Source organism: Saccharothrix syringae, from assembly GCF_009498035.1.
GTDB classification, from domain to species: Bacteria; Actinomycetota; Actinomycetes; order Mycobacteriales; family Pseudonocardiaceae; genus Actinosynnema; species Actinosynnema syringae.
Genome location: NZ_CP034550.1, coordinates 4,301,688 through 4,324,958, shown reverse-complemented (window position 1 = coordinate 4,324,958; position 23,271 = coordinate 4,301,688). Strand labels below are relative to the sequence as shown.

The 23,271-nt window shown below is 77.4% G+C and carries 6 protein-coding genes; all 6 read left to right on the top strand.

Annotated elements, in window-relative coordinates:
- The first annotated feature begins 47 nt into the window (after window positions 1-47).
- The 6 genes from EKG83_RS18840 (at window position 48) to EKG83_RS18815 (ending at window position 23,256) form a co-directional block, all read left to right on the top strand.
- The gene (locus tag EKG83_RS18840) at window positions 48-1,109 is read left to right on the top strand and encodes an LLM class flavin-dependent oxidoreductase (RefSeq protein WP_033434377.1); all 1,062 of its coding nucleotides are present in this window, start codon (window positions 48-50) and stop codon (window positions 1,107-1,109) included.
- The gene (locus tag EKG83_RS18835; protein WP_033434376.1) at window positions 1,106-2,623 is read left to right on the top strand and encodes an FAD-dependent monooxygenase; all 1,518 of its coding nucleotides are present in this window, start codon (window positions 1,106-1,108) and stop codon (window positions 2,621-2,623) included. The genes EKG83_RS18840 and EKG83_RS18835 overlap by 4 nt, the downstream gene beginning before the upstream one ends.
- Window positions 2,620-3,657: a 3-oxoacyl-ACP synthase III family protein gene (locus tag EKG83_RS18830; protein ID WP_033434375.1), complete on the top strand. Its 1,038-nt coding sequence runs from the start codon at window positions 2,620-2,622 to the stop codon at window positions 3,655-3,657. Before EKG83_RS18835 ends, EKG83_RS18830 begins: the two co-directional genes overlap by 4 nt.
- A complete protein-coding gene (locus EKG83_RS18825; protein ID WP_211269236.1) occupies window positions 3,654-4,424 on the top strand; it encodes a 2-oxo acid dehydrogenase subunit E2 in 771 nt (256 codons plus the stop codon). Before EKG83_RS18830 ends, EKG83_RS18825 begins: the two co-directional genes overlap by 4 nt.
- A complete protein-coding gene (locus EKG83_RS18820; RefSeq protein ID WP_033434374.1) occupies window positions 4,421-5,440 on the top strand; it encodes an alpha/beta hydrolase in 1,020 nt (339 codons plus the stop codon). Before EKG83_RS18825 ends, EKG83_RS18820 begins: the two co-directional genes overlap by 4 nt.
- Before the next feature lie 98 nt (window positions 5,441-5,538).
- On the top strand, window positions 5,539-23,256 hold the full coding sequence (locus tag EKG83_RS18815; RefSeq protein ID WP_153278211.1) for a type I polyketide synthase: 17,718 nt from the start codon (window positions 5,539-5,541) through the stop codon (window positions 23,254-23,256).
- The last annotated feature ends 15 nt before the right edge of the window (window positions 23,257-23,271 follow it).

The following is a 23,271-nucleotide window of genomic DNA, read 5'->3' as shown; positions in this document are numbered from 1 at the left end:
AGAGTCCGGGGACGCCAGCATCGCCGGAGTGAACAGGGGACAGACCAGTGCGCGTCGGGATCACCTACCTCAGCCCGTCCTCGGACGTCGACCGCGCCACGACGGCGGCGAAGTACCGCGACTTCTTCGACCAGGTCGAGTGGGCCAACGGCCGCGGCTTCTCCGGCATCTGGATCACCGAGCACCACTTCTCCACCTACAGCCTGAGCGCGTCGCCGCTGGTGCTGCTGGCCAAGGCCGCCGCCATCGCGCCGGACCTGCGCATCGGCACCGGCATCCTGGTCCTGCCGCTGTGGGACCCGCGCCGGCTCGTGGCCGACGTGAGCACGCTCGACGTGCTCTCGGAAGGCCGCTTCGACCTCGGCATCGGCCGCGGCTACCAGCCGCACGAGTTCCTGGGCTTCGGCCGGGAGCTGGCCGACAGCCGGGCCGCGTTCACCGAGCACGTGGACCTGATCACCAGGCTGTTCACCGAGACCGACACCACCTTCCGGGGCGAGTTCTACTCGGTGGACGCGCCGGTGACCGTGCTGCCGCGGCCCGTGCAGACCCCGCACCCGCCGATCTGGCTGGCCGCGGTCAGCGAGGAGTCCACCAGGTTCGCGGTCGAGCGCGGGTTCCACCACCTCGGCCTGGCCCTGTCCACGCCCGCCGAGCTGGCCGCCCAGTGGCGGCGCATCGGGGAGCTGGGCGCGGAGGTCGGCCGCTCCACCGAGGGCGTCGAGTTCGGCGCCAACCGGTTCGTCTACTGCTCCACCGACCCGGAGGGGCGGCGCGCGGCCGCGCGCGAGGTGGCCCGCCAGATCCAGCTCTCCCGCACCCTGGCGCAGGGCACCGAGCCGGTGCTGGGCATCGCGCCCCACCCGGCCGCGATCGACCCCGCCGACGAGGAGCTGGCCTACCAGCGGCTGCTGGCCGGCACGCCGGACGAGATCGTCGAGCAGCTGCACGAGATCGCCGACGCGGGCGTCACCCACGTCAACGCCGGGTTCCAGTACGGCGCGCTGCCCGACGACGTGGCGAACGCGTCTGCGCGGCTGTTCGCCGACCACGTGCTGCCCGCCGTCGCGGAGCTGGGCGGCCGGGTCGCCACCGTCGCGGCACCGTGACCCCGGTCGTCGTGGTCGGGGCCGGCCCGACCGGCCTGATGCTCGCCGGTGAGCTGGCGCTGGCCGGGGTCGGGGTGACCGTGCTGGAGCGGCTGCCCGAGCCCACCGGGCAGTCCCGCGCACCCGGCGTGTACGCGGGCACCCTGCGCTACTGGGACCAGCGCGACCTGCTGCGCCGCTTCGGCGACCGCCTGCGGGTCGGCGCCCACGGCCACTTCGCCCTGCTGCCCGGCGGCCTGGACCTGGGCGTGCTCGACACGCCCCGGGCGGCGGCGCTGGTGCCGCAGGCCACCGTGGAGGAGGTGCTGCTGCGGTGGGCGCGCGACCTGGGCGCGGTGGTGCGGCGCGGCCACGAGGTCACCGGCCTCGACGCCGGCCCGGACGGCGTGGAGCTGGCCGTGTCCGGCCCGGACGGCCCGTACGCCCTGCGCGCCTCCCACGTGGTCGGGTGCGACGGCGGGCGCAGCGCGGTCCGCGACCTGGCCGGGTTCGCCTTCCCCGGCACGCCCGCCACGGTGGACGTGCTGCTGGCCGACGTGGCCGGCCTGGCCCCGGAGGACGTGCCGCTGCCGCGCGACCCGTTCCCGTTCCTGCGCACCGAGCGCGGCTGGGTGGGCCTGTCGGTGGTGGCGCCGGGCAGCGTGCGGCTGTTCGCCTGCGACTTCGCCCGGCCGCCGGTGCGCGGCGCCGGCCCGCCGAGCTTCGCCGAGGTCGCCGCCGCCGTGCGCGACCTGTCCGGGGTGGACATCTCGGCCGGCACGCCGCTGTGGGTGAGCCGGTTCGGCAACACCACCCGCCAGGTCGACGCCCTGCGGCGGGGCCGCGTGCTGCTCGCGGGCGACGCGGCGCACGTGCACCCGCCGTTCGGCGGGCAGGGCATCGGGCTGGGCATCGCCGACGCGGTGAACCTCGGCTGGAAGCTGGCCGCGCGGGTGCGCGGCTGGGCGCCGCCGGACCTGCTGAACAGCTACGACGCCGAGCGCGGGCCCGCCGCGGCCCGGGTGCTGGCGCTGACCCGGGCCCAGGACGCGCTGATGCAGGGCGGCGCGGGCGTGGCCAGCCTGCGGGACTTCGTCGCCGACCTGGCCGCGCTGCCCGAGGCGAACCGGCGGCTGGCCGCCGAGGTGACCGGCCTGACCCTGCGCCACGACGTCGGCGAGGACGGCCCGCTGCCGGGCCGGCTGGTCCCGCACCGCGAGCTGACCGCGCCCGACGGGACGCCGACCACCACCTCCGCGCTGCTGCGCCGCGGCCGCGGCGTGCTGGTCGACCTCGACGGGCGGCACGCCGACGCCGCGGCGCCGTGGCGCGACCGCGTGGACACCGTTGCCGCCCGGGGCGCCGTCGAGGGCGCGCCGGCGTTGCTGCTGCGCCCGGACGGGCACGTCGCCTGGGCCGGCGCGGGCAGCCCCGAGCGGGCGCTGCGGCGCTGGTTCGGCGAGCCGCTGACCGGACCGCCGCTGACCGACCGCACCGCCCCGTCCCGGGCGGTCGCCACCGAAGGAGCCCGATGAGCACGCCCCCGCCTGAGATCCGCCTGCTGTCGGTCGGCACGGCCCTGCCCGGCCCGCCGGTCAGCAACGCCGACCTGGCCCGCCGGTTCGGCATGGACGAGCTGTGGGTGCAGTGGGTCGACGCGTTCATCGGCACCCGCACCCGCCACCTCGCCGTCGACCTCGACTCCGGCGAGGTCCGGTACTCCCTGGCCGACCTGGGCGAGGCCGCCGGCCGCAGGGCGCTCGACGCCGCCGGCGTGCGGGCCGACGAGGTCGACCTGCTGGTCATGGGCACCGCCACGCCGGACCGGCTGATGCCCGCCACCGTCAACGTCGTCGCCGACCGGCTCGGCATCGACAACGTGCCCACCTACCAGCTCCAGTCCGGCTGCGCCGGGGCGTTCCAGGCGCTCGACGTCGCCCAGCAGATGCTGCTGACCGGCCGCTACCGGCACGCCCTGGTGGTCGGCGGCGACGTCATCGCCAAGCACTACGACCTGGGCCTGGACCTGCGGTCGCTGCCGCCCGGCGAGATGGTCAACGTGGCGCTGTTCGGCGACGGCGCGGGCGCGGCGGTGCTGACCACCGACCCCGACCGGGAGGGCCCGGTGCTGCGCAAGGTGCTCACCCGGCTGACCGGCCTGGGCCGCGAGCCCGGTCAGGTCCTGGAGTGGTTCGGCCCGGTCGACCACGTGCCGGGGCGCACCGGCTCGCGCGAGGACTACAAGGCCATCGAGGAGTCCGTGCCGGCCATGTCGGTGGAGATCCTCAAGGAGCTGCTGGACGGGCTCAACTGGACCGACACCGAGGTCGACTACATCCTGCCGCCGCAGCTGTCGCAGCGGATGACCGCGCGGATCATGCGCGAGCTGGACGTGCCGACCATGCGCGAGGTCACCTGCGTCACCGAGACCGGCAACAACGCCAACGCGCTGCCGTTCCAGCAGTTGGAACGGGTGCTGCCGCTGCTGGAGGACGGCGACCGGGTGCTGGGCATCGCGGTCGAGTCCAGCAAGTGGATCAAGGCCGGGTTCGCGCTGGAGCGGGTGTGAGCGGCACCGCCGGCCACGAGCCGGAGGTCGTCGACATCCCCCGGCAGCGCAGGCACACGCTGTTCTTCCTGCGCGCCACCCGCGACTTCGCCCCGGTCTTCCTGGACACCGAGGTCGACATGACCGCCGTCCGGGCGTTCCGGGGCAGGCGCGTGTCCCCCGTCACGCACGTCCTGCACGCCGCCGCGCGCGTGCTGGCCGAGCACCCCGAGGCCAACTCCGCGATCCTGGACGGCATCGTGCCCCGCGTCGCCCGGCACGCGGGCGTGCACGGCAAGGTCACCCTGGACAAGGTGGTCGACGGGCACCGGGTGGTGCTCGCGGGCGTGCTGCGCGACCTGGACCGGGCGAGCCTGCACGAGGTGCAGGACCGCGTCGAGCACCTGCGGGACGCCGACCCGGCCACCGCGCCCGAGTTCGAGGGCGTGCGCAGGCTGCACGCCGAGCCGTCGTGGCGGGTCGCCGCCCGCGCGTTCCGGGACGTGGTCAAGCCGCTGGCGACCCGCTCGGCGGTGTGGGGCACGTTCGCGGTCACCTCGCTGGGCCACCGGGCGGTCGACTCGTTCCACTCCGTCGGCGGCACCACGATCACCCTCGGCCTGGGCCGGGTCGTGGACCGGCCCGTGGTGCGCGCCGGCCGGGTCGTGGTCGCGCCGGTGATGCGGCTCAGCCTCGCCTTCGACCACCGCGTGATCGACGGCGCCGAGGCGGCCGACGTGCTGACCGAGGTCAAGGAAGCGCTGGAAACCGTCGAGGAGGAGCCGTGAACGACGTCGAGGAGCTGAAGCGGTACGTCGCCGCGCACGCGGAGTCGCTGGCGATACCGCCCGAGGACTACCGGGCGGTGCTCGACCGCGTCACCCACGACGGCGTCGGGCCGGGTTCGTGGGTCTACGAGTGGTCGCGGCGCGCGGAGGAGCTGGAGGCCGAGGGCGAGCTGCTCGCCGCCGCCCAGCGCTACAACTTCGCGCGCTTCCCGTTCGTGGACGGCAACGCCCGGCTGGACGCCCTGGAGAACTCGGTGCGCGTCACCGACGAGTGGCGGGTCACCGTGCCGGGCATCGAGCGGCTGGACCTGCCGCTGCTCGGCGGCGAGGTCGGCTTCTGGACCCACGGCCTGTCCACTTCGGACCCCAAGCCGCTGCTGCTGATCAGCGGCGGCATCGTCAGCACCAAGGAGCAGTGGGCACCGGTGCTGCTCGCGGGTGCGCGGCTGGGGTTCGCGGCCGTGGTCACCGAGCTGCCCGGCGTCGGCGAGAACACGTTGCGCTACAACGCGGAGAGCTGGCGGCTCATCCCCGCGATCCTGGACGCGCTGGCCGACCGGGCGGACGTGACCCGGACCGCGGCGCTGGCGCTGAGCTTCAGCGGGCACGCCGCGCTGCGCGCCGCCGTCGAGGACCGGCGCATCCGGACCGTGGCCACGGCGGGCGCGCCGATCCGGCACACCTTCGCCGACGCCGACTGGGTGTCCGGGCTGCCCAAGGTCACCGCGGACACGCTGGCGCACTTGGTCGGCGTGCCGCCGGGCGCCCTGCCGTCGGTGCTGCCGACGTGGGCGCTGTCCGCGGACCACCTGCGGGCGCTGGACATCCCGGTGCGGTACGTGGCGAGCCTGCGGGACGAGATCATCGCCCCGGGCGACCTGGCGCTGCTGCGCGAGCACGTGCGCGACCTGGACGTGCTGGCGCACGACGACGTGCACGGCGCGCCCCGGCACGCGGCGCGGACGCGCGAGTGGCTGATCGACGCCGTCCGGTCCTCTGTGGAGGTTCCGCTTTAGCGCGCGGCAAGTCCGTGGTTAGACCTGCTCGGCAGGCTGGGTGGAGTCGGCGCACTCCCTGAGAGTTCTCCACCCCAGAAGGGCAGTCGAGCAGCGTGATGGCCAACGAGCGGCAGACCCGGGACGAAGAAGCGAACGCGATCGCGGTGGTCGGCCTGGCGTGCCGACTGCCGCAGGCGCCCGACCCGGCGGCGTTCTGGGCACTGCTCCGTGACGGCGTGGACGCCGTCACGGAGGTGCCCGACGACCGCTGGGACCTGGGCGGCGCGGCCGACCCGCGGGCGCACGGCATCACCCGCGGCGGCTTCCTGGACCGGGTGGACGCCTTCGACCCGGCGTTCTTCGGGATCTCGCCGCGCGAGGCGGTCGCGGTGGACCCGCAGCAGCGGCTGGTGCTGGAGCTGGCGTGGGAGGCGCTGGAGGACGCGCGCATCCTCCCCGCCTCCCTCCGGGACAGCGACACCGGCGTGTTCATCGGCGCCATCTGGGACGACTACGCGGCACTGCTCGCGCGCGGCGGCCCGGGGGCCATCGGCCCGGCGACCCTGACCGGCACCAACCGCGGCGTCCTGGCAAACCGGGTGTCCTACCTGCTGGGGCTGCGCGGCCCGAGCCTCGCGGTGGACTCCGGGCAGTCCTCGGCGCTGGTCGCCGTGCACGCCGCGGTGGAGAGCCTGCGGCGCGGCGAGTCGGCGGTGGCCCTGGCGGGCGGCGTCAACCTGAACCTGATCGGCGAGTCCACCATCGCGGCGGCCCGGTTCGGCGGCCTGTCGCCCACCGGGCGGTGCCACACCTTCGACGCGCGGGCCGACGGGTACGTGCGCGGCGAGGGCGGCGGCGTGGTGGTGCTCAAGCCGCTGGCCGCCGCGCTGGCCGACGGCGACCCGGTGTACTGCGTGATCCGGGGCAGCGCGGTCACCAACGACGGCACCACCGACGGGCTGACCGTGCCCGGCCGCGAGGGCCAGGAAGCCGTGCTGCGCGCCGCCTACGAGCGCGCCGGCGTCGACCCGGCCCGGGTCGGCTACGTCGAGCTGCACGGCACCGGCACCCGGGTGGGCGACCCGGTGGAGGCGGCCGCGCTGGGCGCGGTGCTGGGCGCGGTCCGGGACACCCCGCTGCCGGTCGGGTCGGCCAAGACCAACGTCGGCCACCTGGAGGGCGCGGCCGGGATCGTCGGCCTGATCAAGGTCGCGCTGAGCCTGCGGCACCGCGAACTGCCGCCCAGCCTCAACTTCAGCACCCCCAACCCCGCCATCCCGCTCGACGAGCTGCGGTTGCGGGTGCAGACCGGTCGGTCGCCGCTGCCCGAGGGCGCGTTCGTGGCCGGCGTCAGCTCCTTCGGCATGGGCGGCACCAACTGCCACGTCGTGGTCACCGACGCGCCCGCGCCCGCACCTCACGCCGCACCGCGGGTCACCGGCCCGCTGCCGCTGGTGCTCTCCGCCCGCGGCGAGGACGCCCTGCGCGCCCAGGCCGAACGCCTGCTGCCGCTGCTGGGCTCCGCGCACCCGGCCGAGCTGGGCCGGTCGCTGGCCACCACCCGCACCGCCTTCGAGGACCGGGCCGCCGTGGTGGCCGAGGACGTCGAGGGGTTCCGGCGCGGGCTGCGCGCGCTCGCCGACGGCACCCCCTCCCCCGCCGTGGTGCGGGGCACGCCGACCGGCGGGCGGGTCGCGTTCCTGTTCACCGGGCAGGGCAGCCAGCGCGTCGGCATGGGGCGCGGGCTGCACGCGGCCGAGCCGGTGTTCGCGGCGGCCTTCGACGAGGTGGCCGCCCACCTGGACCCGCTGCTGGGCCGGTCGCTGCGGGACCTGGTGTTCTCCGGTTCCCCCGGCGACCTGGACCGCACCGAGTTCACCCAGCCCGCGCTGTTCGCGCTGGAGGTGGCGCTGTTCCGGCTGCTGGAGCACCGGGGCGTGCGACCGGACGTGCTGCTCGGGCACTCGGTCGGCGAGCTGGCCGCCGCGCACGTCGCCGGGGTGCTGTCGCTGCCCGACGCCGCCAGGCTCGTGGCCGCGCGCGGGCGGCTGATGCAGGCGCTGCCCGCGGGCGGGGCCATGGTCGCGGTCGAGGCGACGGAGGAGGAGGTGCGGGACCGGCCGGCCGGGGTGGACCTGGCCGCGGTCAACGGGCCGCGCGCGGTCGTGCTGTCCGGGGACGAGGACGCGGTGGTGGCGTACGCGGCGGGCTTCGCCGGGCGCCGGACCCGCCGGCTGGCGGTGAGCCACGCGTTCCACTCGGCCCGGATGGAGCCGATGCTGGCGGAGTTCGCCGAGGTGGCGCGGGGGCTGGCCTACGCCGCGCCGGTGATCCCGGTGGTGTCCAACGTGACCGGTGCCCTGGCGGACGTCGCCTCGGCCGACTACTGGGTCGAGCACGTGCGCGCCGCCGTGCGGTTCGCCGACGGGGTGCGGGCCGCGGTCGGGCTGGGTGCCGGGGTGTTCGTGGAGGTCGGGCCGGACGCGGTGCTGACCGCGATGGCCCGGGAGGTCGCGCCGGACGCGCGGCTGGTGCCGGTGCTGCGGCGGGACCGGGCCGAGCCGGTCTCGGTGGCCGCGGCGCTGGGTGCCGCGTTCACGGCCGGGGTGGCGGTGGACTGGGACGCGGTGTTCCCCGGGGTGGGGACGGTCGAGCTGCCGACCTACGCCTTCCAGAGGCAGCGCTACTGGCCGGCCGAGCCGACCGCTGCCCGGCGGGTTGCCGCGGGCGCGGGAGGCGGGCTGGCGGGGCAGGGCTCGGCCAGCCAAGGCTCGGCCGGCCAAGGCCCGACGGGACAGGGCGCGGCAGTGCAAAGCGCGGCAGGCCAAGGCGCGGCAAGTGAAGCCGGGGCGGGTTCGGCCGCCCCGCGCCGTCCCGCACTCGACCGCGCGGCCCTGCTCGACCTCGTGCGCACCACCGTCGCGGCCGTCCAGGGCCACGCCGACCCGGCCACCGTCGACACCCGGCGCACCTTCAAGGACCTGGGCTTCGACTCCCTGACCGCGGTCGAGTTCCGCGACCTCCTCGCCGACGCCACCGGCCTGCCCCTGGCCGGCGGCCTGACCTACGACCACCCCACGCCGGACGCCCTGGTCGCGCACCTGCTCGCCGACACCGACCACGAGCCGATCGCCACCACCACCGACCCGACCGAGCCGATCGCGGTGGTCGGCATGGCCTGCCGCTACCCCGGCGACGTCCGCTCCCCCGAGGACCTGTGGCGGCTGGTGGCGACCGGCGGCGACGCGGTGGGCGAGTTCCCCACCGACCGCGGCTGGGACCTCGACGCGCTCTACGACCCGACCCCCGGCACGCCCGGCCGCACGTACGCGCGGCGGGGCGGCTTCCTGACCGGCGCGGGCGAGTTCGACGCGGCGTTCTTCGGCGTCGGCCCGCGCGAGGCGACCGCGATGGACCCGCAGCAGCGGCTGCTGCTGGAGACCTCGTGGGAGGCCCTGGAACGCGCGGGCGTCGACCCGGCCGGGCTGCACGGCAGCGCCACCGGCGTGTTCGTCGGCCTGACCGCCCAGGACTACGGCCCGCGGCTGCACCAGCCCGCCGACGGCGCGGAGGGCTACCTGCTCACCGGCGGCACGATCAGCGTGGCGTCCGGCCGCATCGCCTACACGCTCGGGCTGCGCGGCCCGGCGGTCACCGTGGACACCGCGTGCTCGTCCTCCCTGGTCGCGCTGCACCTGGCCATCCGGTCGCTGCGCAGCGGCGAGAGCGGGCTGGCCCTGGCGGGCGGCGCGGCGGTGATGGCGACGCCCGGCATGTTCATCGAGTTCAGCCGCCAGCGCGGGCTGTCGCCGGACGGGCGCTGCAAGGCGTTCGCCGCCGGGGCCGACGGCACCGCCTGGGCCGAGGGCGTCGGCGTGCTGGTGCTGGAGCGGCTGTCCGACGCGCGCCGCAACGGGCACCGGGTGCTCGCCGTGCTGCGCGGCTCGGCGATCAACTCCGACGGCGCGTCCAACGGCCTGACCGCGCCCAACGGCCCCGCCCAGGAGCGGGTGATCCGGCAGGCGCTGGCCGACGCGGGCCTGCGACCGTCCGACGTGGACCTGGTCGAGGCGCACGGCACCGGCACGGCGCTCGGTGACCCGATCGAGGCCGGGGCGATCCTGGCCACCTACGGCCGTGACCGCGTCGAGCCGGTGCGGTTGGGGTCGCTCAAGTCGAACATCGGCCACGCGCAGGCCGCCGCGGGCGTGGGCGGCGTGATCAAGGTGATCGAGGCCATGCGCCACGGCGTCATGCCCCGCACCCTCCACGTCGATGCGCCCTCCCCGCACGTCGACTGGGCCTCCGGCGCCGTCGAACTGCTCACCGAGGCCCAGGAGTGGCCCGCCCTCGACCGACCCCGCCGCGCCGCCGTGTCCTCCTTCGGCATCAGCGGCACCAACGCCCACGTCATCGTCGAGCAGGCCGAACCCGAGCCCGAGCCAACGCCGGTGGACGCGCCGCACGCCGTGGTGCCGTGGGTGCTGTCCGCGCGCGACGACGAGGCGCTGCGCGACCTGGCCGGCGACCTGCGCCGGCACGCCGCCGACCTCGCCCCGCTCGACGTCGCCGCCTCGCTGGTCGCGCGCTCCCGGCACGACCACCGGGCCGTCGTGCTCGGCGGCGACCGGGACGCCCTGCTGGCCGGGCTGGACGCGGTCGCCGCCGGGCGCGGCACCACCGGTGTCGCCCGTCCCCGCCGCACGGCCGCGCTGTTCACCGGCCAGGGCGCGCAGCGGGTGGGCATGGGCGTGGAGCTGCGCGCGGCGTTCCCGGTGTTCGCCGCCGCGTTCGACGAGGTCGCCGCCGAGCTGGACCGGCACCTGGACGTGCCGCTGGCCGACGTGGTCGGCGGCGCGGTGCCCGGCCTGGACGAGACCCGCTACACGCAACCGGCCCTGTTCGCGGTCGAGGTCGCGCTGTTCCGGCTGCTGGAGTCCTTCGGCGTGCGCCCCGACTTCGTCGCGGGCCACTCGATCGGCGAGATCACCGCCGCGCACGTCGCCGGCGCGCTGTCCCTGGCCGACGCCGCCACCCTGGTCACCGCGCGCGGCAGGCTCATGCAGGCCGCCCGCCCCGGCGGCGCGATGCTGGCGATCCAGGCGACCGAGGCCGAGGTCCTGCCCACCCTGCCCGACGGCGTGGAGGTCGCCGCGGTCAACGGGCCGTCGTCGGTCGTGGTCGCCGGGGACCGGGACGCGGTCGACGCGGTGGCCGAGCGCTGGCGCGACCGGCGCACCCGGCGCCTGGTGGTCAGCCACGCGTTCCACTCGGCGCACATGGACGACGTGCTGGACGAGTTCCGCGCGGTCGCCGAAGGGCTCGACCACCGCGAACCGGGAATCCCCATCGTGTCGGCGCTGACCGGTGAGCCGCTGGGCCGCCCGGACGCCGACCACTGGACCCGCCACGTGCGCGCGGCCGTGCGCTTCGCCGACGCCGTGACCCGCCTGACCGCGCTGGGCGTGACGGCCTTCCTGGAGGTCGGGCCCGACGCGGTGCTCGCCGGCATGGCCGCCGAGACCCTGGGCGGGGACGCGGCGACCACCGCGTTGCAGCGCCGGGGCCGGTCCGAGGTGGAGGCGTTCACCGCCGGCCTGGCCGCCGCGCACGTCGCCGGGGTGGAGGTCGACTTCTCGCCGCTGGCCGCGGGCGGGCGGCGGGTCGACCTGCCGACCTACCCGTTCCGGCGCGGGCACTTCTGGCTGGCCGAGCCCGCCGCCGCGGGCGACGCGCGCGGCCTGGGCCTGGAGCCCGCCGCGCACCCGCTGCTGGGCGCGGCGGTCGACCTGGCGGGCGACGCGGGCACCGTGCTGACCGGCGTGCTGTCGGCGCGGACCCACCCGTGGCTGGCCGACCACGCCATCGCCGGCGCGGTGATCGCGCCCGCGACCGCCGTGCTGGACCTCGCGCTGAGCGCCGGGCCGGTGGCGGAGCTGGCGCTGGAGGCGCCGCTGCCCGTGGGCGACCAGCCGCTGCCCGTGCAGCTGCGCGTGGACGGCGGGTCGTTCGCCCTGTACGCGCGGCGCGACGGCGAGTGGACCCGGCACGCCTCCGGCCAGCTCGACGACGGCCGGCTCCACGACGGCCCTGGGGTCCCGCCCGAGCGGCTGCCGTGGCCGCCGCCGGGCGAACCGGTGGACCTGGCCGACGCCTACGACCGGCTGGCCGACCTCGGCTACGAGTACGGTCCCGCGTTCCAGGGCCTGGTCGCGGCCTGGCGGTCCGGCGACGACCTGTACGCCGAGGTGTCGCTCGACCACGACGTCACCGGCTGGGGCGTGCACCCGGCGCTGCTGGACGCGGTGCTGCACCCGCTGGTGCTCGCCCTGGCCGACGACCCGGCCCGCGTCCGGCTGCCGTTCGGCTGGTCCGGTGCCCGGCTGCACCGCGCCGGGGCGGGCGGGCTGCGGGCGCGGCTGCGCGCCACCGGCACCGACTCGGTGTCCCTGCTGGTCTCCGACGACGCGGGCGAGACCGTGCTGTCGGTGGACTCGCTGGTGCTGCGCCCGGTGGCGCGCGGTGCGATCGGCGGCGGACCCCGGTCGCTGCACGAGGTGCGGTGGTCGCCGGTCCGACCGGCGGCCGAACCGGTGTGGGAGCTGGTCGACGACCTGCCCGCCGAACCGGCCGACGTCGTGGTCGTCTCCCCCTGGGACGGCACGGGACCCGAGGCCGTGCACGCGGCGACCCGCCGCGCGCTCGGGCTGGTGCAGCGGTGGCTGGCCGACGAGCGGTTCGCCGCCTCGCGGCTGGTGTTCCTGACCCGCGGCGCGGTCGCGGCCGCGCCGGGCGATCCCGTACCCGACCTGGCGAACGCCGCCGTGTGGGGCCTGGTCCGCACGGTCGAGTCCGAGCACCCGGGCCGGGTCGCCGTGCTCGACCTGGACGGCGAGGACGTGCCGGCCGCGCTGCTCGACCTGGGCGAACCGCAGGTCGCGGTGCGCGGTGGCGTGGCGCTCACGCCCGCGCTCGCGCCGCTGGCCGTCCCGGTCGGCGCGCCGTCGTTCGGCACGGGCACCGCGCTCGTCACCGGCGGCACCTCGGGGCTGGGCGCGCTGGTGGCCGAGCACCTGGTCACCGCGCACGGCGTGCGGGACCTGGTGCTGGTGAGCAGGCGGGGTCACGCGCCGGAGCTGGCGGAGCGGCTGACCGGGCTGGGTGCCCGGGTCCGGGTGGCGGCGTGCGACGTCGCCGACCGCGCCGCGGTGGCCGACCTGGTGGCCGGCATCCCCGACCTGACCGCCGTGGTCCACGCGGCGGGCGTGCTGGCCGACGCCACCGTGCAGTCGCTCACCGAAGAGCGGTTGGCGGCGGTGCTGCGGCCCAAGGTCGACGCCGCCTGGCACCTGCACGAGCTGACCGGCGACCTGGCCGCGTTCGTGCTGTTCTCCTCGGTGTCCGGGGTCGTCGGCACCGCCGGGCAGGCCGGCTACGCCGCCGCGAACAGCTTCCTCGACGCGCTCGCCGCGCACCGCCGCGCGGCCGGGCTGCCCGCCGTGTCGCTGGCGTGGGGCCTGTGGGACGCGGGCATGGGCGCGACGCTGGCGGAGGCCGACGTCGAGCGGTGGGCCCGCGCCGGGTTCCGCCCGATCGCCCCCGCCGAGGGCCTGGCGCTGTTCGACGCGGCCACCGCCGCCGACCAGGCGCTGGTGGTGCCCGCGCACCGGCGGGCCGCGCCGCGCAAGCGCGCCGCCGCGCCCCGCCTCGACACCTCGCCGGAGGCGCTGCTGGCGCTGGTGCGGGCCACGGCCGCGGCGGCCCTGGGCCACGAGGACGCGGCCGCCGTCGCGCCCGACCGGGCGTTCCGGGAGCAGGGCTTCGACTCGCTGGCGAGCGTGGAGCTGCGCAACCGGCTCGGCGCGGCCACCGGGCTGCGGCTGCCCGCGACGGCCGTGTTCGACCACCCGACCCCGCTCGCGCTGGCGGAGTTCCTGGTCGGCCTGGCCGCGGGCACGTCGACGGCCAAGGCGGTCGCGGCGCACCGCGCCGACGACGAGCCCATCGCGATCATCGGCGTGGCCTGCCGCTACCCCGGCGGCGTCGCCTCGCCCGAGGACCTGTGGGAGCTGGTGGCGGGCGGGGTCGACGCGGTCGGCGGCTTCCCGGTCAACCGCGGCTGGGACCTCGACGCGCTCTACCACCCCGACCCGGCGCACACCGGCACGTCCTACACCCGCGAGGGCGGCTTCCTGCACGACGCCGACCTGTTCGACGCGGACTTCTTCGGCATGTCGCCGCGCGAGGCGACCGCGACCGACCCGCAGCAGCGGCTGCTGCTGGAGACCGCCTGGCAGGTCTTCGAGCACGCCTCGATCGACCCGTCGTCGGTGCGGGGCAGCGCGACCGGCACGTTCGTCGGCGTCATGTACGACGACTACGTCTCCCGGCTGGCCGCGGTGCCCACCGAGGTGGAGGGGCACGTGCTGACCGGCAACACCTCCAGCGTGGTGTCCGGCCGGCTGGCCTACACCTTCGGGCTGGAGGGCCCGGCGGTCACCGTCGACACGGCCTGCTCCTCGTCGCTGGTCGCCCTGCACCTGGCCGCGCAGGCGCTGCGCGGCGGCGAGTGCGACCTGGCGCTGGCGGGCGGCGTGACGGTCATGTCCGGCCCGTCCACGTTCGTGGAGTTCAGCCGCCAGCGCGGGCTGTCCCCGGACGGCCGGTGCAAGTCCTTCGCGGCGTCCGCGAACGGCACCGGCTGGAGCGAGGGCGTGGGCCTGCTGCTGGTGGAGCGGCTGTCCGACGCGCGCCGCAACGGGCACCGGGTGCTCGCCGTGGTGCGGGGCAGCGCGGTCAACCAGGACGGCGCGTCCAACGGCCTCACCGCGCCCAACGGGCCGGCGCAGGAGCGGGTGATCCGGCAGGCACTGGCCAACGCGGGCCTGCGACCGTCCGACGTGGACCTGGTCGAGGCGCACGGCACCGGCACCACCCTCGGTGACCCGATCGAGGCGCAGGCGGTGCTGGCCACCTACGGCCAGGACCGGTCGGAGCCGCTGCGGCTGGGCTCGCTGAAGTCCAACATCGGCCACGCGCAGGCGGCGGCCGGCGTCGGCGGCGTGATCAAGGTGATCGAGGCCATGCGCCACGGCGTCATGCCCCGCACCCTCCACGTCGACGAACCCTCCCCCCACGTCGACTGGACCTCCGGCGCCGTCGAACTGCTCACCGAGCAGCGCGAGTGGCCCACCCTCGACCGACCCCGCCGCGCCGCCGTGTCCTCCTTCGGCATCAGCGGCACCAACGCCCACGTCATCATCGAGCAGCCCGAACCCGAGCCGGCCCGGGAACCCGCCGCGGGCACCGGCCCGTGGGTGCTGTCCGGGCGGGACGAGGAGGCCACCCGCGCGCAGGCCCGCAGGCTGGCCGGGTTCGTCGCCGCGCACCCGGAGCTGGGCGCGGGCGACATCGGCTTCTCGCTGGCCACCACGCGGGCGGCGCTGCCGCACCGGGCCGCGGTGACCGGCCGCGACCGGGACGAGCTGCTGGCCAACCTGACCGCGTTCGGCGCGGGCGGCCCGGCCGTCCACGGCACCGCCGAGGGCGCGGGCCGGCTCGCGTTCCTGTTCACCGGCCAGGGCAGCCAGCGCGTCGGCATGGGCCTGGAGCTGCGCGCCGCCGACCCGGTGTTCGCCGCCGCGTACGACGAGGTGGCCGGCGAACTGGACCGGCACCTGGCCCTGCCGCTGCGCGAGGTGGTCGCGGGCGAGCACGGCGCGGACGCCCTGGCACGCACCGAGTACGCCCAGCCCGCGCTGTTCGCGCTGGAAGTGGCGCTGTTCCGGCTGCTGGAGCACCACGGCGTGCGACCGGACGCGCTGCTCGGGCACTCGGTCGGCGAGCTGGCCGCCGCGCACGTCGCCGGGGTGCTGTCGCTGCCCGACGCCGCCGTGCTGGTCACCGCGCGCGGCAGGCTCATGCAGGCCGCCCGCTCCGGCGGCGCGATGGCCGCGGTCGAGGCGACCGAGGACGAGGTGCGCGCGGCGCTGCCCGCGGGCGTCGAGGTCGCGGGCGTGAACGGGCCGCGCTCGACCGTGGTGTCCGGTGACGAGGCGGGCGTGGACGCCGCCGTGGCGCACTGGAAGGCCGCCGGGCGGCGGGCCACCCGGCTCAAGGTCGGCCACGCCTTCCACTCCGCCCACATGGACCCCGTGCTCGACGAGTTCCGCGCGGTCGCGGCCGGCCTGGACCTCCGCGCGCCGGCCATCCCGGTGGTGTCGAACGTGACCGGGGTCGAGGCGACCCCGGAGCAGCTGACCTCGCCCGACTACTGGGTCGACCACCTGCGCGGCGCGGTCCGCTTCCTCGACGGCGTGCGGCACCTGGCGGAGGCGGGCGTCACCGAGTTCCTGGAGCTGGGCCCGGACGGCGTGCTCACCGCCCTGGTGGACGGCCGGTCGGCGGCGCCGCTGCTGCGCGCGGACCGCCCGGAGCCGGAATCGGTGGCGGCGGCGCTGGCGCTGCGGCACGTCCGCGGCACGGCCCTGGCCTGGGAGCGGGTGTTCCCCGGCGCGGCGCCGGTGGAGCTGCCGCCCTACGAGTTCCGCCGCAGCCGGTACTGGCTGGCCGCCGGCGGCCGGTCGCTGCTGGGGCGGGCGGTGGAGCACGCCGACCGGGACGAGGTCACCTTCACCGGCCGGTTCTCCGCCGCGACCCACCCGTGGCTGGTCGACCACGCCGTCCGGGGCACCGCGCTGGTGCCGGCCGCGGCGCTGGTCGAGCTGGCCCTGGCCGCGGGCGACGAGGTCGGCGCGGACACCCTGGCCGAGCTGACCCTGCACGCGCCGCTGGCCGTGCCGGGCAGCGGGTCGGTGGACCTCCAGGTGGCGGTCGCCGCGCCGGACGCCTCCGGCGTCCGGCCGTTCACCGTCCACTCGCGCCAGGGCGGCGGGACGTGGACCCGCAACGCCTCCGGCGCGCTGGCCGCCGGCACCGCGCCGGGCACGCCGCTGACCGAGTGGCCGCCCGCCGGTGAACCGGTCGACCTGGCCGGCGCCTACGAGCGGCTGGCCGACGCCGGGTACGGCTACGGGCCGCTGTTCCGGGGGCTGACCGCGCTGTGGCGGTCCGGCGAGGAGCTGTTCGCCGTGGTCCGCCTCCCCGACGACCCGGCCGGTTTCGCGCTGCACCCGGCGCTGCTGGACGCCGCGCTGCACCCGCTGGCGCTGGCCGCGACCGGCGTCGAGCTGCCGTTCGCGTGGAGCGGGGTGCGGCTGCACGCGACCGGGGCGCGGGAGCTGCGGGTGCGCATCACCCCGGCCGGGCCGGGCGCGGTGTCGCTGGAGCTGGCCGACTCGACCGGCGCGCCGGTCGCCTCGGTGGCGTCGCTGGCGCTGCGGCCGGTGGGCGAGGTGTCCGCCCTGCCCGCCGACTCGCTGTTCCGGCTCGCGTGGACGCCGGTGCCGGTGACCGGCAGGCGGAACTGGCCGGTGCTCGACCGGGCGGCCGACGAGCTGCCCGGCGGCGACGCCGTCGTGGACTTCACCGGCGGTGGCGACGACGTGGTGGCCGCAGCGCACGCCGCCGCCCGCGACGCCCTGCGGCTGGTGCGGCGGTGGGTCGCGGAGGCCCCGGTGGGCGCGCGGCTGGCGTTCCGCACCCGCGGCGGCCCGGACGACCCGGCGGTGGCGACCGCCTGGGGCCTGGTGCGCACCGCGCAGCAGGAGCACCCCGGCCGGTTCCTGCTGGTCGACGGCGACGAGCTGCCGGACACCGACGAACCGCAGGTGCTGCTGCGCGACGGGGCCGCGCTGGCGCCCCGGCTGGTGCGCACGACCGCGGGCGACCCGGTCGCGCTGACCGGGACGGTGCTGGTGACCGGCGCGACCGGGGTGCTCGGCGCGCTGGTGGCCCGCCGCCTGGTGACCCACCACGGCGTGCGCAGTCTGCTGCTGGTGAGCAGGCGCGGACCGGCCGCGGCGGGCGCCGCCGAGCTGGTCGCCGAGCTGCGCGGGGCGGGTGCGGAGGTCGAGCTGGTCGCCGCCGACGTGGCCGACCGGGAGGCCGTGGCGGCGCTGCTGGCCGACGTGGACCTGGGCGCGGTCGTGCACACGGCGGGTGTGCTGGACGACGGCACGGTGGAGTCGCTGACGCCCGAGCGGCTGGCCGCCGTGCTGCGGCCCAAGGTCGACGCGGCGTGGGTGCTGCACGAGCTGACCCGCGACCGGGACCTGGCCGCGTTCGTGCTGTTCTCCTCGATCACCGGCCTGCTCGGCACGGCGGGGCAGGCCAACTACGCGGCCGCCAACGCCTTCCTCGACGCGCTGGCCGGGCACCGGCGCTCCCTCGGCCTGCCCGCCACCTCGCTGGCCTGGGGCCTGTGGGCCGGCGAGGGCATGGGCGACGCGCTGGGCGACACCGACCGGGCCCGGCTGGCGCGGACCGGCGTGGCACCGCTGGCGGTGGACGCGGGGCTGGCGCTGTTCGACGCCGCGCTGGCCGGTGAGCACGCCGTGCTGGTGCCCGCCCGGCTCGACCTGGCCGAGCTGCGGGACCCGCCCGCGGTGCTGCGCGGCCTGGTGCGCCCGAAGCGGCGGGCGGCGACGGCCGTGACCGAGCCGCGGGCGGTGGACCCGGCGGCGCTGGCCGGCCTGGTCCGCGCCGCCGTGGCGGACGTGCTCGGGCACTCCTCGGCCGCCGCGGTCGACCCCGCGCGCACGTTCAACGACCTCGGGTTCGACTCGTTGACCGGGGTGGAGCTGCGCAACCGGCTCACCGCGGCCACCGGCGTCCGGCTGCCCGCCACGCTGGTGTTCGACCACCCGAGCCCGGCCGCCGTCGCGGAGCTGCTGCGCACCGAGCTGTTCGGGCAGGACGACGTCGCGCCCGACGAGCCGGTGGCCGCCGCCCGCGCCGACGAGCCGATCGCGATCGTGGCGATGGCCTGCCGCTACCCCGGCGGCGTGACCACCCCCGAGGAGCTGTGGCGGCTCGTGGTGGAGGGCCGGGACGCGATCACCGGGTTCCCGACCGACCGCGGCTGGGACCTCGACCGGCTGCACGACCCCGACCCGGACCGGCCCGGCACCTCCTACGCCCGGCACGGCGGCTTCCTGCACGACGCCGCCGACTTCGACCCGGAGTTCTTCGGGCTCTCGCCGCGCGAGGCGCTGACCACCGACCCGCAGCACCGCCTGCTGCTGGAGACCACCTGGGAGGGCCTGGAGCGGGCGGGCATCGACCCGGCGTCGCTGCGCGGCAGCCGCACCGGGGTGTTCGCCGGGGTGATGTACAACGACTACGGCGCCCGCGTGCACCAGGCGCCCTCCGCGCCGGCGGGGGTGGAGGGGTACCTGGTCAGCGGCAGCGCGGGCAGCGTGGCCTCCGGTCGGGTCGCCTACACCCTCGGCTTCGAGGGCCCGGCGGTCACCGTGGACACGGCGTGCTCCTCGTCGCTGGTCGCGCTGCACCTGGCCGCGCAGGCGCTGCGCAACGGCGAGTGCGACCTGGCCGTGGCCGGCGGCGTGACCGTGATGGCCAGCCCGGCGACGTTCGTGGAGTTCAGCCGCCAGCGCGGGCTCTCGCCGGACGGCCGGTGCAAGTCCTTCGCGGCGGCCGCCGACGGCACCGGCTGGGCCGAGGGCGCGGGCGTGCTGCTGGTCGAGCGGCTGTCCGACGCCCGCCGCAACGGCCACCCGGTCCTGGCGGTGCTGCGCGGCAGCGCGGTCAACCAGGACGGCGCCTCCAACGGCCTCACCGCACCCAACGGACCGTCCCAGCAGCGGGTGATCCGGCAGGCGCTGGCGGTCGCGGGCCTGCGACCGTCCGAAGTGGACCTGGTGGAGGCGCACGGCACGGGCACCCGCCTCGGCGACCCGATCGAGGCGCAGGCCCTGCTGGCCACCTACGGCCAGGACCGCGCCGAACCGCTGCGGCTGGGCTCGATCAAGTCCAACATCGGGCACACCCAGGCCGCCGCCGGGGTGGCGGGCGTGATCAAGGTGGTGCAGGCCATCCGCGCCGGGGTGCTGCCGCGCACGCTGCACGTGGACGAGCCCACGCCCGAGGTGGACTGGTCGGCGGGCGCGGTGGAGCTGCTCACCGAACAGCGCGAGTGGCCCGCGGTGGGCCGACCCCGCCGTGCCGCCGTGTCGTCCTTCGGCATCAGCGGCACCAACGCCCACGTGATCATCGAGGGCGTCGGGGAACCGGCGCCGGTCTCCGGCCCGGCTCCCGCGGTGGTGCCGTGGACGCTCTCGGCGCGCACCGCGGAGGCGGTGCGCGAGCAGGCGCGGCGGCTGCTGGGCGCGGTGGCCGACGCCGACCCCGCGGACGTGGCGTGGGCCCTCCTGGACCGGGCCCGGTTCGAGCACCGGGCGACCGTGGTGGGCGGCGACCGCGACGAGCTGCTGGCCGGGCTGGCGAAGCTCGCCGGGGGCGGCGCCACCGACCGCGCCGAACCCGGTGCCCTGGCGTTGTTGTTCTCCGGGCAGGGCAGCCAGCGCGCGGGCATGGGCCGGGAGCTGGCCGCGGCGTTCCCGGTGTTCGCGGACGCCTTCGCCGAGGCCGTCGCCGCGTTCGACCTCCCCGAGGGGCTGTTCGACGACGCGGAGGCGCTGGCGCGCACCGAGTGGACGCAGCCCGCGCTGTTCGCGGTCGAGGTCGCGCTGTTCCGGTTGCTGGAGTCCTTCGGCGTGCGGCCGGACCTGCTGGTGGGCCACTCGATCGGCGAGATCGCCGCCGCGCACGTCGCCGGGGTGCTGTCCCTGGCCGACGCCGCCACCCTGGTGGCCGCGCGGGGCAGGCTCATGCAGGCGCTGCCGCCGGGCGGGGTGATGGTGGCGGTGCGGGCCGACGAGGCCGACGTGGCGCCGCTGCTGTCCGGCCCGGTGGGCATCGCCGCGGTCAACGGGCCGGGCTCGGTGGTGCTGTCCGGAGCGGCGGACGCGGTGGAGGCGGTCGTGGCCGCGCTCGGCGTGAAGGCGACCCGGCTGCGGGTGAGCCACGCGTTCCACTCGCCGCTGGTGGAGCCGGTGCTCGACGAGTTCCGCGCCGTGGTGGAACGCCTGGAGTTCCACGAACCGCGGCTGACCGTCGTGTCCACGGTGACCGGTGAGCCGCTGACCGAGGCGCCCACCGCCGAGTACTGGGTGCGGCACGTGGCGGCCACCGTCCGGTTCGCCGACGCGGTGACCGCGGCCCGCGGGCTCGGCGCGACCAGGTTCGTCGAGGTCGGCCCGGACGGCGCGCTGTCCGCGCTGGTGGAGGGCGCGGTGCCGGTGCTGCGGCGCGACCGGCCGGAACCGCGGGCGTTCGTCACCGCGCTGGCCGGGCTCGACGGCGTGGACTGGGCGCCGCTGCTGGGCGCCCGGCGCAACCGGGTGGTGCTGCCGACCTACCCGTTCCAGCGGGAGCGGTTCTGGCTGGACGCGCCGGTCGGCGGCGACGTGCGCGCGGCGGGCCTGGCCGAGGCCGGGCACCCGCTGCTGGCCGCCGAGGTCGAGCTGCCCGACGGCGGCCTGGTGCTCACCGGCACGCTGTCCGCCCGGTCGCACCCGTGGCTGGCCGACCACGCCCTGCACGGCACGCCGGTCGTGCCCGGCACCGCGCTGCTCGACCTGGCGCTGCACGCCGGTGCCCGCGCGGGCCTGCCCGCGGTGGCGGAGCTGGTGCTGTCCGCGCCGCTGCCGGTGCCGCCGGGCGGGGTGGCGGTGCAGGTCCGGGTCGCCGACGGGCGGGTGGAGGTGCACAGCCGCACCGACGACGGCTGGCACCTGCACGCCTCGGGCACCCTCGCCGAGGACACCGGCACCGGCGACCCGCTGCCGTGGCCGCCCGCGGGCGACCCGGTGGACCTGACCGGCCTGTACGACCGGCTGACCGACGCGGGGTACGGCTACGGACCGGCGTTCCGGGGCCTGCGGGCCGCCTGGGTCGACGGGGACGTGGTGCACGCCGAGGTGGAGCTGGACGGCGGCTTCCCGCCGCTGGTGGACTCGCTGCTGCACGCGCTGCTGCTCGACGGCGGCCCGGTGCGGCTGCCGTTCACCTGGTCCGACGTGCGCCGCCGCGCCTCGGGCGCCACGCGGCTGCGGGCCCGGCTCGCCCCGGTGGGTCCGGAGTCCTACGAGCTGACCGCCGTGGACGACGCGGGCGAGGTCGTGCTGTCGGTCGGGTCGCTGGCGGTGCGGCCGTTCACCGCCGCCGCTCCCCCGCTGCACGCGCTGGAGTGGGCCGAGGTGCCGACGGGCGCGCCGGTGGCGTGGCTGCCGCACGAGGAGCGCGACCGCGCCCTGCCCGGCGACACCGTGGTGTTCCGGGCCCCGGCCGCCGACGCGGTGCACGCCACCGCGGCCGCGCTGCGCGAGTGGGCGGCGGACGACCGGTTCGACGACGTGGTGCTGGCCGTGGCGATCGACGACGGCCTGGAGCACGCCGCGGTGCGCGGGCTGGTGCGCACCGCGCGGACCGAGCACCCGGGCCGGTTCCGGCTGGTCGAGGGCGACCCGGGCCGGGGCCTGTCCGCCGGCCTGCCGGAGGTCGCGGTGCGCGGCGACCGGGCGTACGCGCCCCGGGTCGTGCGGATCGCGCCCCCGGACCCCGGCCGCACCCCGGACGCCGGCCGCACCCTGGACCCCGACGGCACGGTCCTGGTCACCGGCGCGACCGGGCGGCTGGGCGCGCTGGTGGCCCGCCGGCTGGTGGTGGAGCACGGCGTGCGGCACCTGGTGCTGGTCGGCAGGCGCGACGCCGACGCGCTGCGCGCCGAGCTGGCCGGGCTGGGCGCGGAGGCGGTGTTCGTGCGGGCCGAGCTGCCCGACGGCGTGGCCGAGGCCCTGGCGGCGGTCCCGGCGGAGCACCCGCTGACCGCCGTGGTGCACTCGGCGGGCGTGCTCGACGACGGGGTGCTGGAGAGCCTGACCCCGGAGCGGTTCGACGCGGTGCTGCGGGTCAAGGCCGACACCGCGCGGGCGCTGCACGAGGCCACCCGTGACGCCGACCTGGCCGCGTTCGTGCTGTTCTCCAGCGTCGCCGGGCTCATCGGCAACGCCGGGCAGGCCAACTACGCGGCGGCCAACACCGCCCTGGACGCGCTGGCCGAGCACCGGCGCGCCCTGGGCCTGCCGGCCACCTCGCTGGCGTGGGGCCTGTGGGCGGGCGACGGCATGGGCGGCGAGGTCGACGCCGACCGGACCCGCGCGAACACCGGCGTGGCCGCGCTGTCCGAGGCCGACGGCCTGGCGCTGTTCGACGCGGCGCTGCGGTCGGACCGGCCGGTGCTGGTGCCCGCCGCGTTCGACACCGCCGCCCTGCGGGCGCTGGGCGAGCGGGCACCGGCGGTGCTGCGGGACCTGGTGCCCGCGCCGCAGGCCGCACCCGACCGGCCGACCGGGCGGGGCTTCGCGGAGCGGTTCGCCGAGCTGCCGGAGGAGGAGCGGGCCACCGCCACGTGGGAGCTGGTGCGCGGCCGGGTCGCCGAGGTGCTCAACCACCGACCCGGCACGCCGCTGGACCCGCGGCGCGGGCTGCTGGAGCTGGGCCTGGACTCGCTGACCGCGGTGGAGCTGCGCAACCGGCTCGGCGCGGACACCGGCCTGAAGCTGCCGAGCACGGTGGTGTTCGACCACCCGACGCCCGGCGCGCTGGCCGAGCACCTGCGGTCGGAGCTGGCCGCGCGCACCGCCGCCGCGCCGCCGCCGGTGCTGGCGGAGCTGGACCGGGTGGCCGCCTCGGTGGCCGGCCTTAACGGCAGCCAAGAGGCGCGCAAGCTCGTCGCCGCACGATTGCGGGAGCTGCTGCGCGAGGTCGACGGCGCGGCGGACGACGACCTCGGGGTGGCCTCCGACGAGGACATCTTCTCGATCATCGACAACGAGCTGGGCATCTCCTGACCGGGCAAGGGGCGC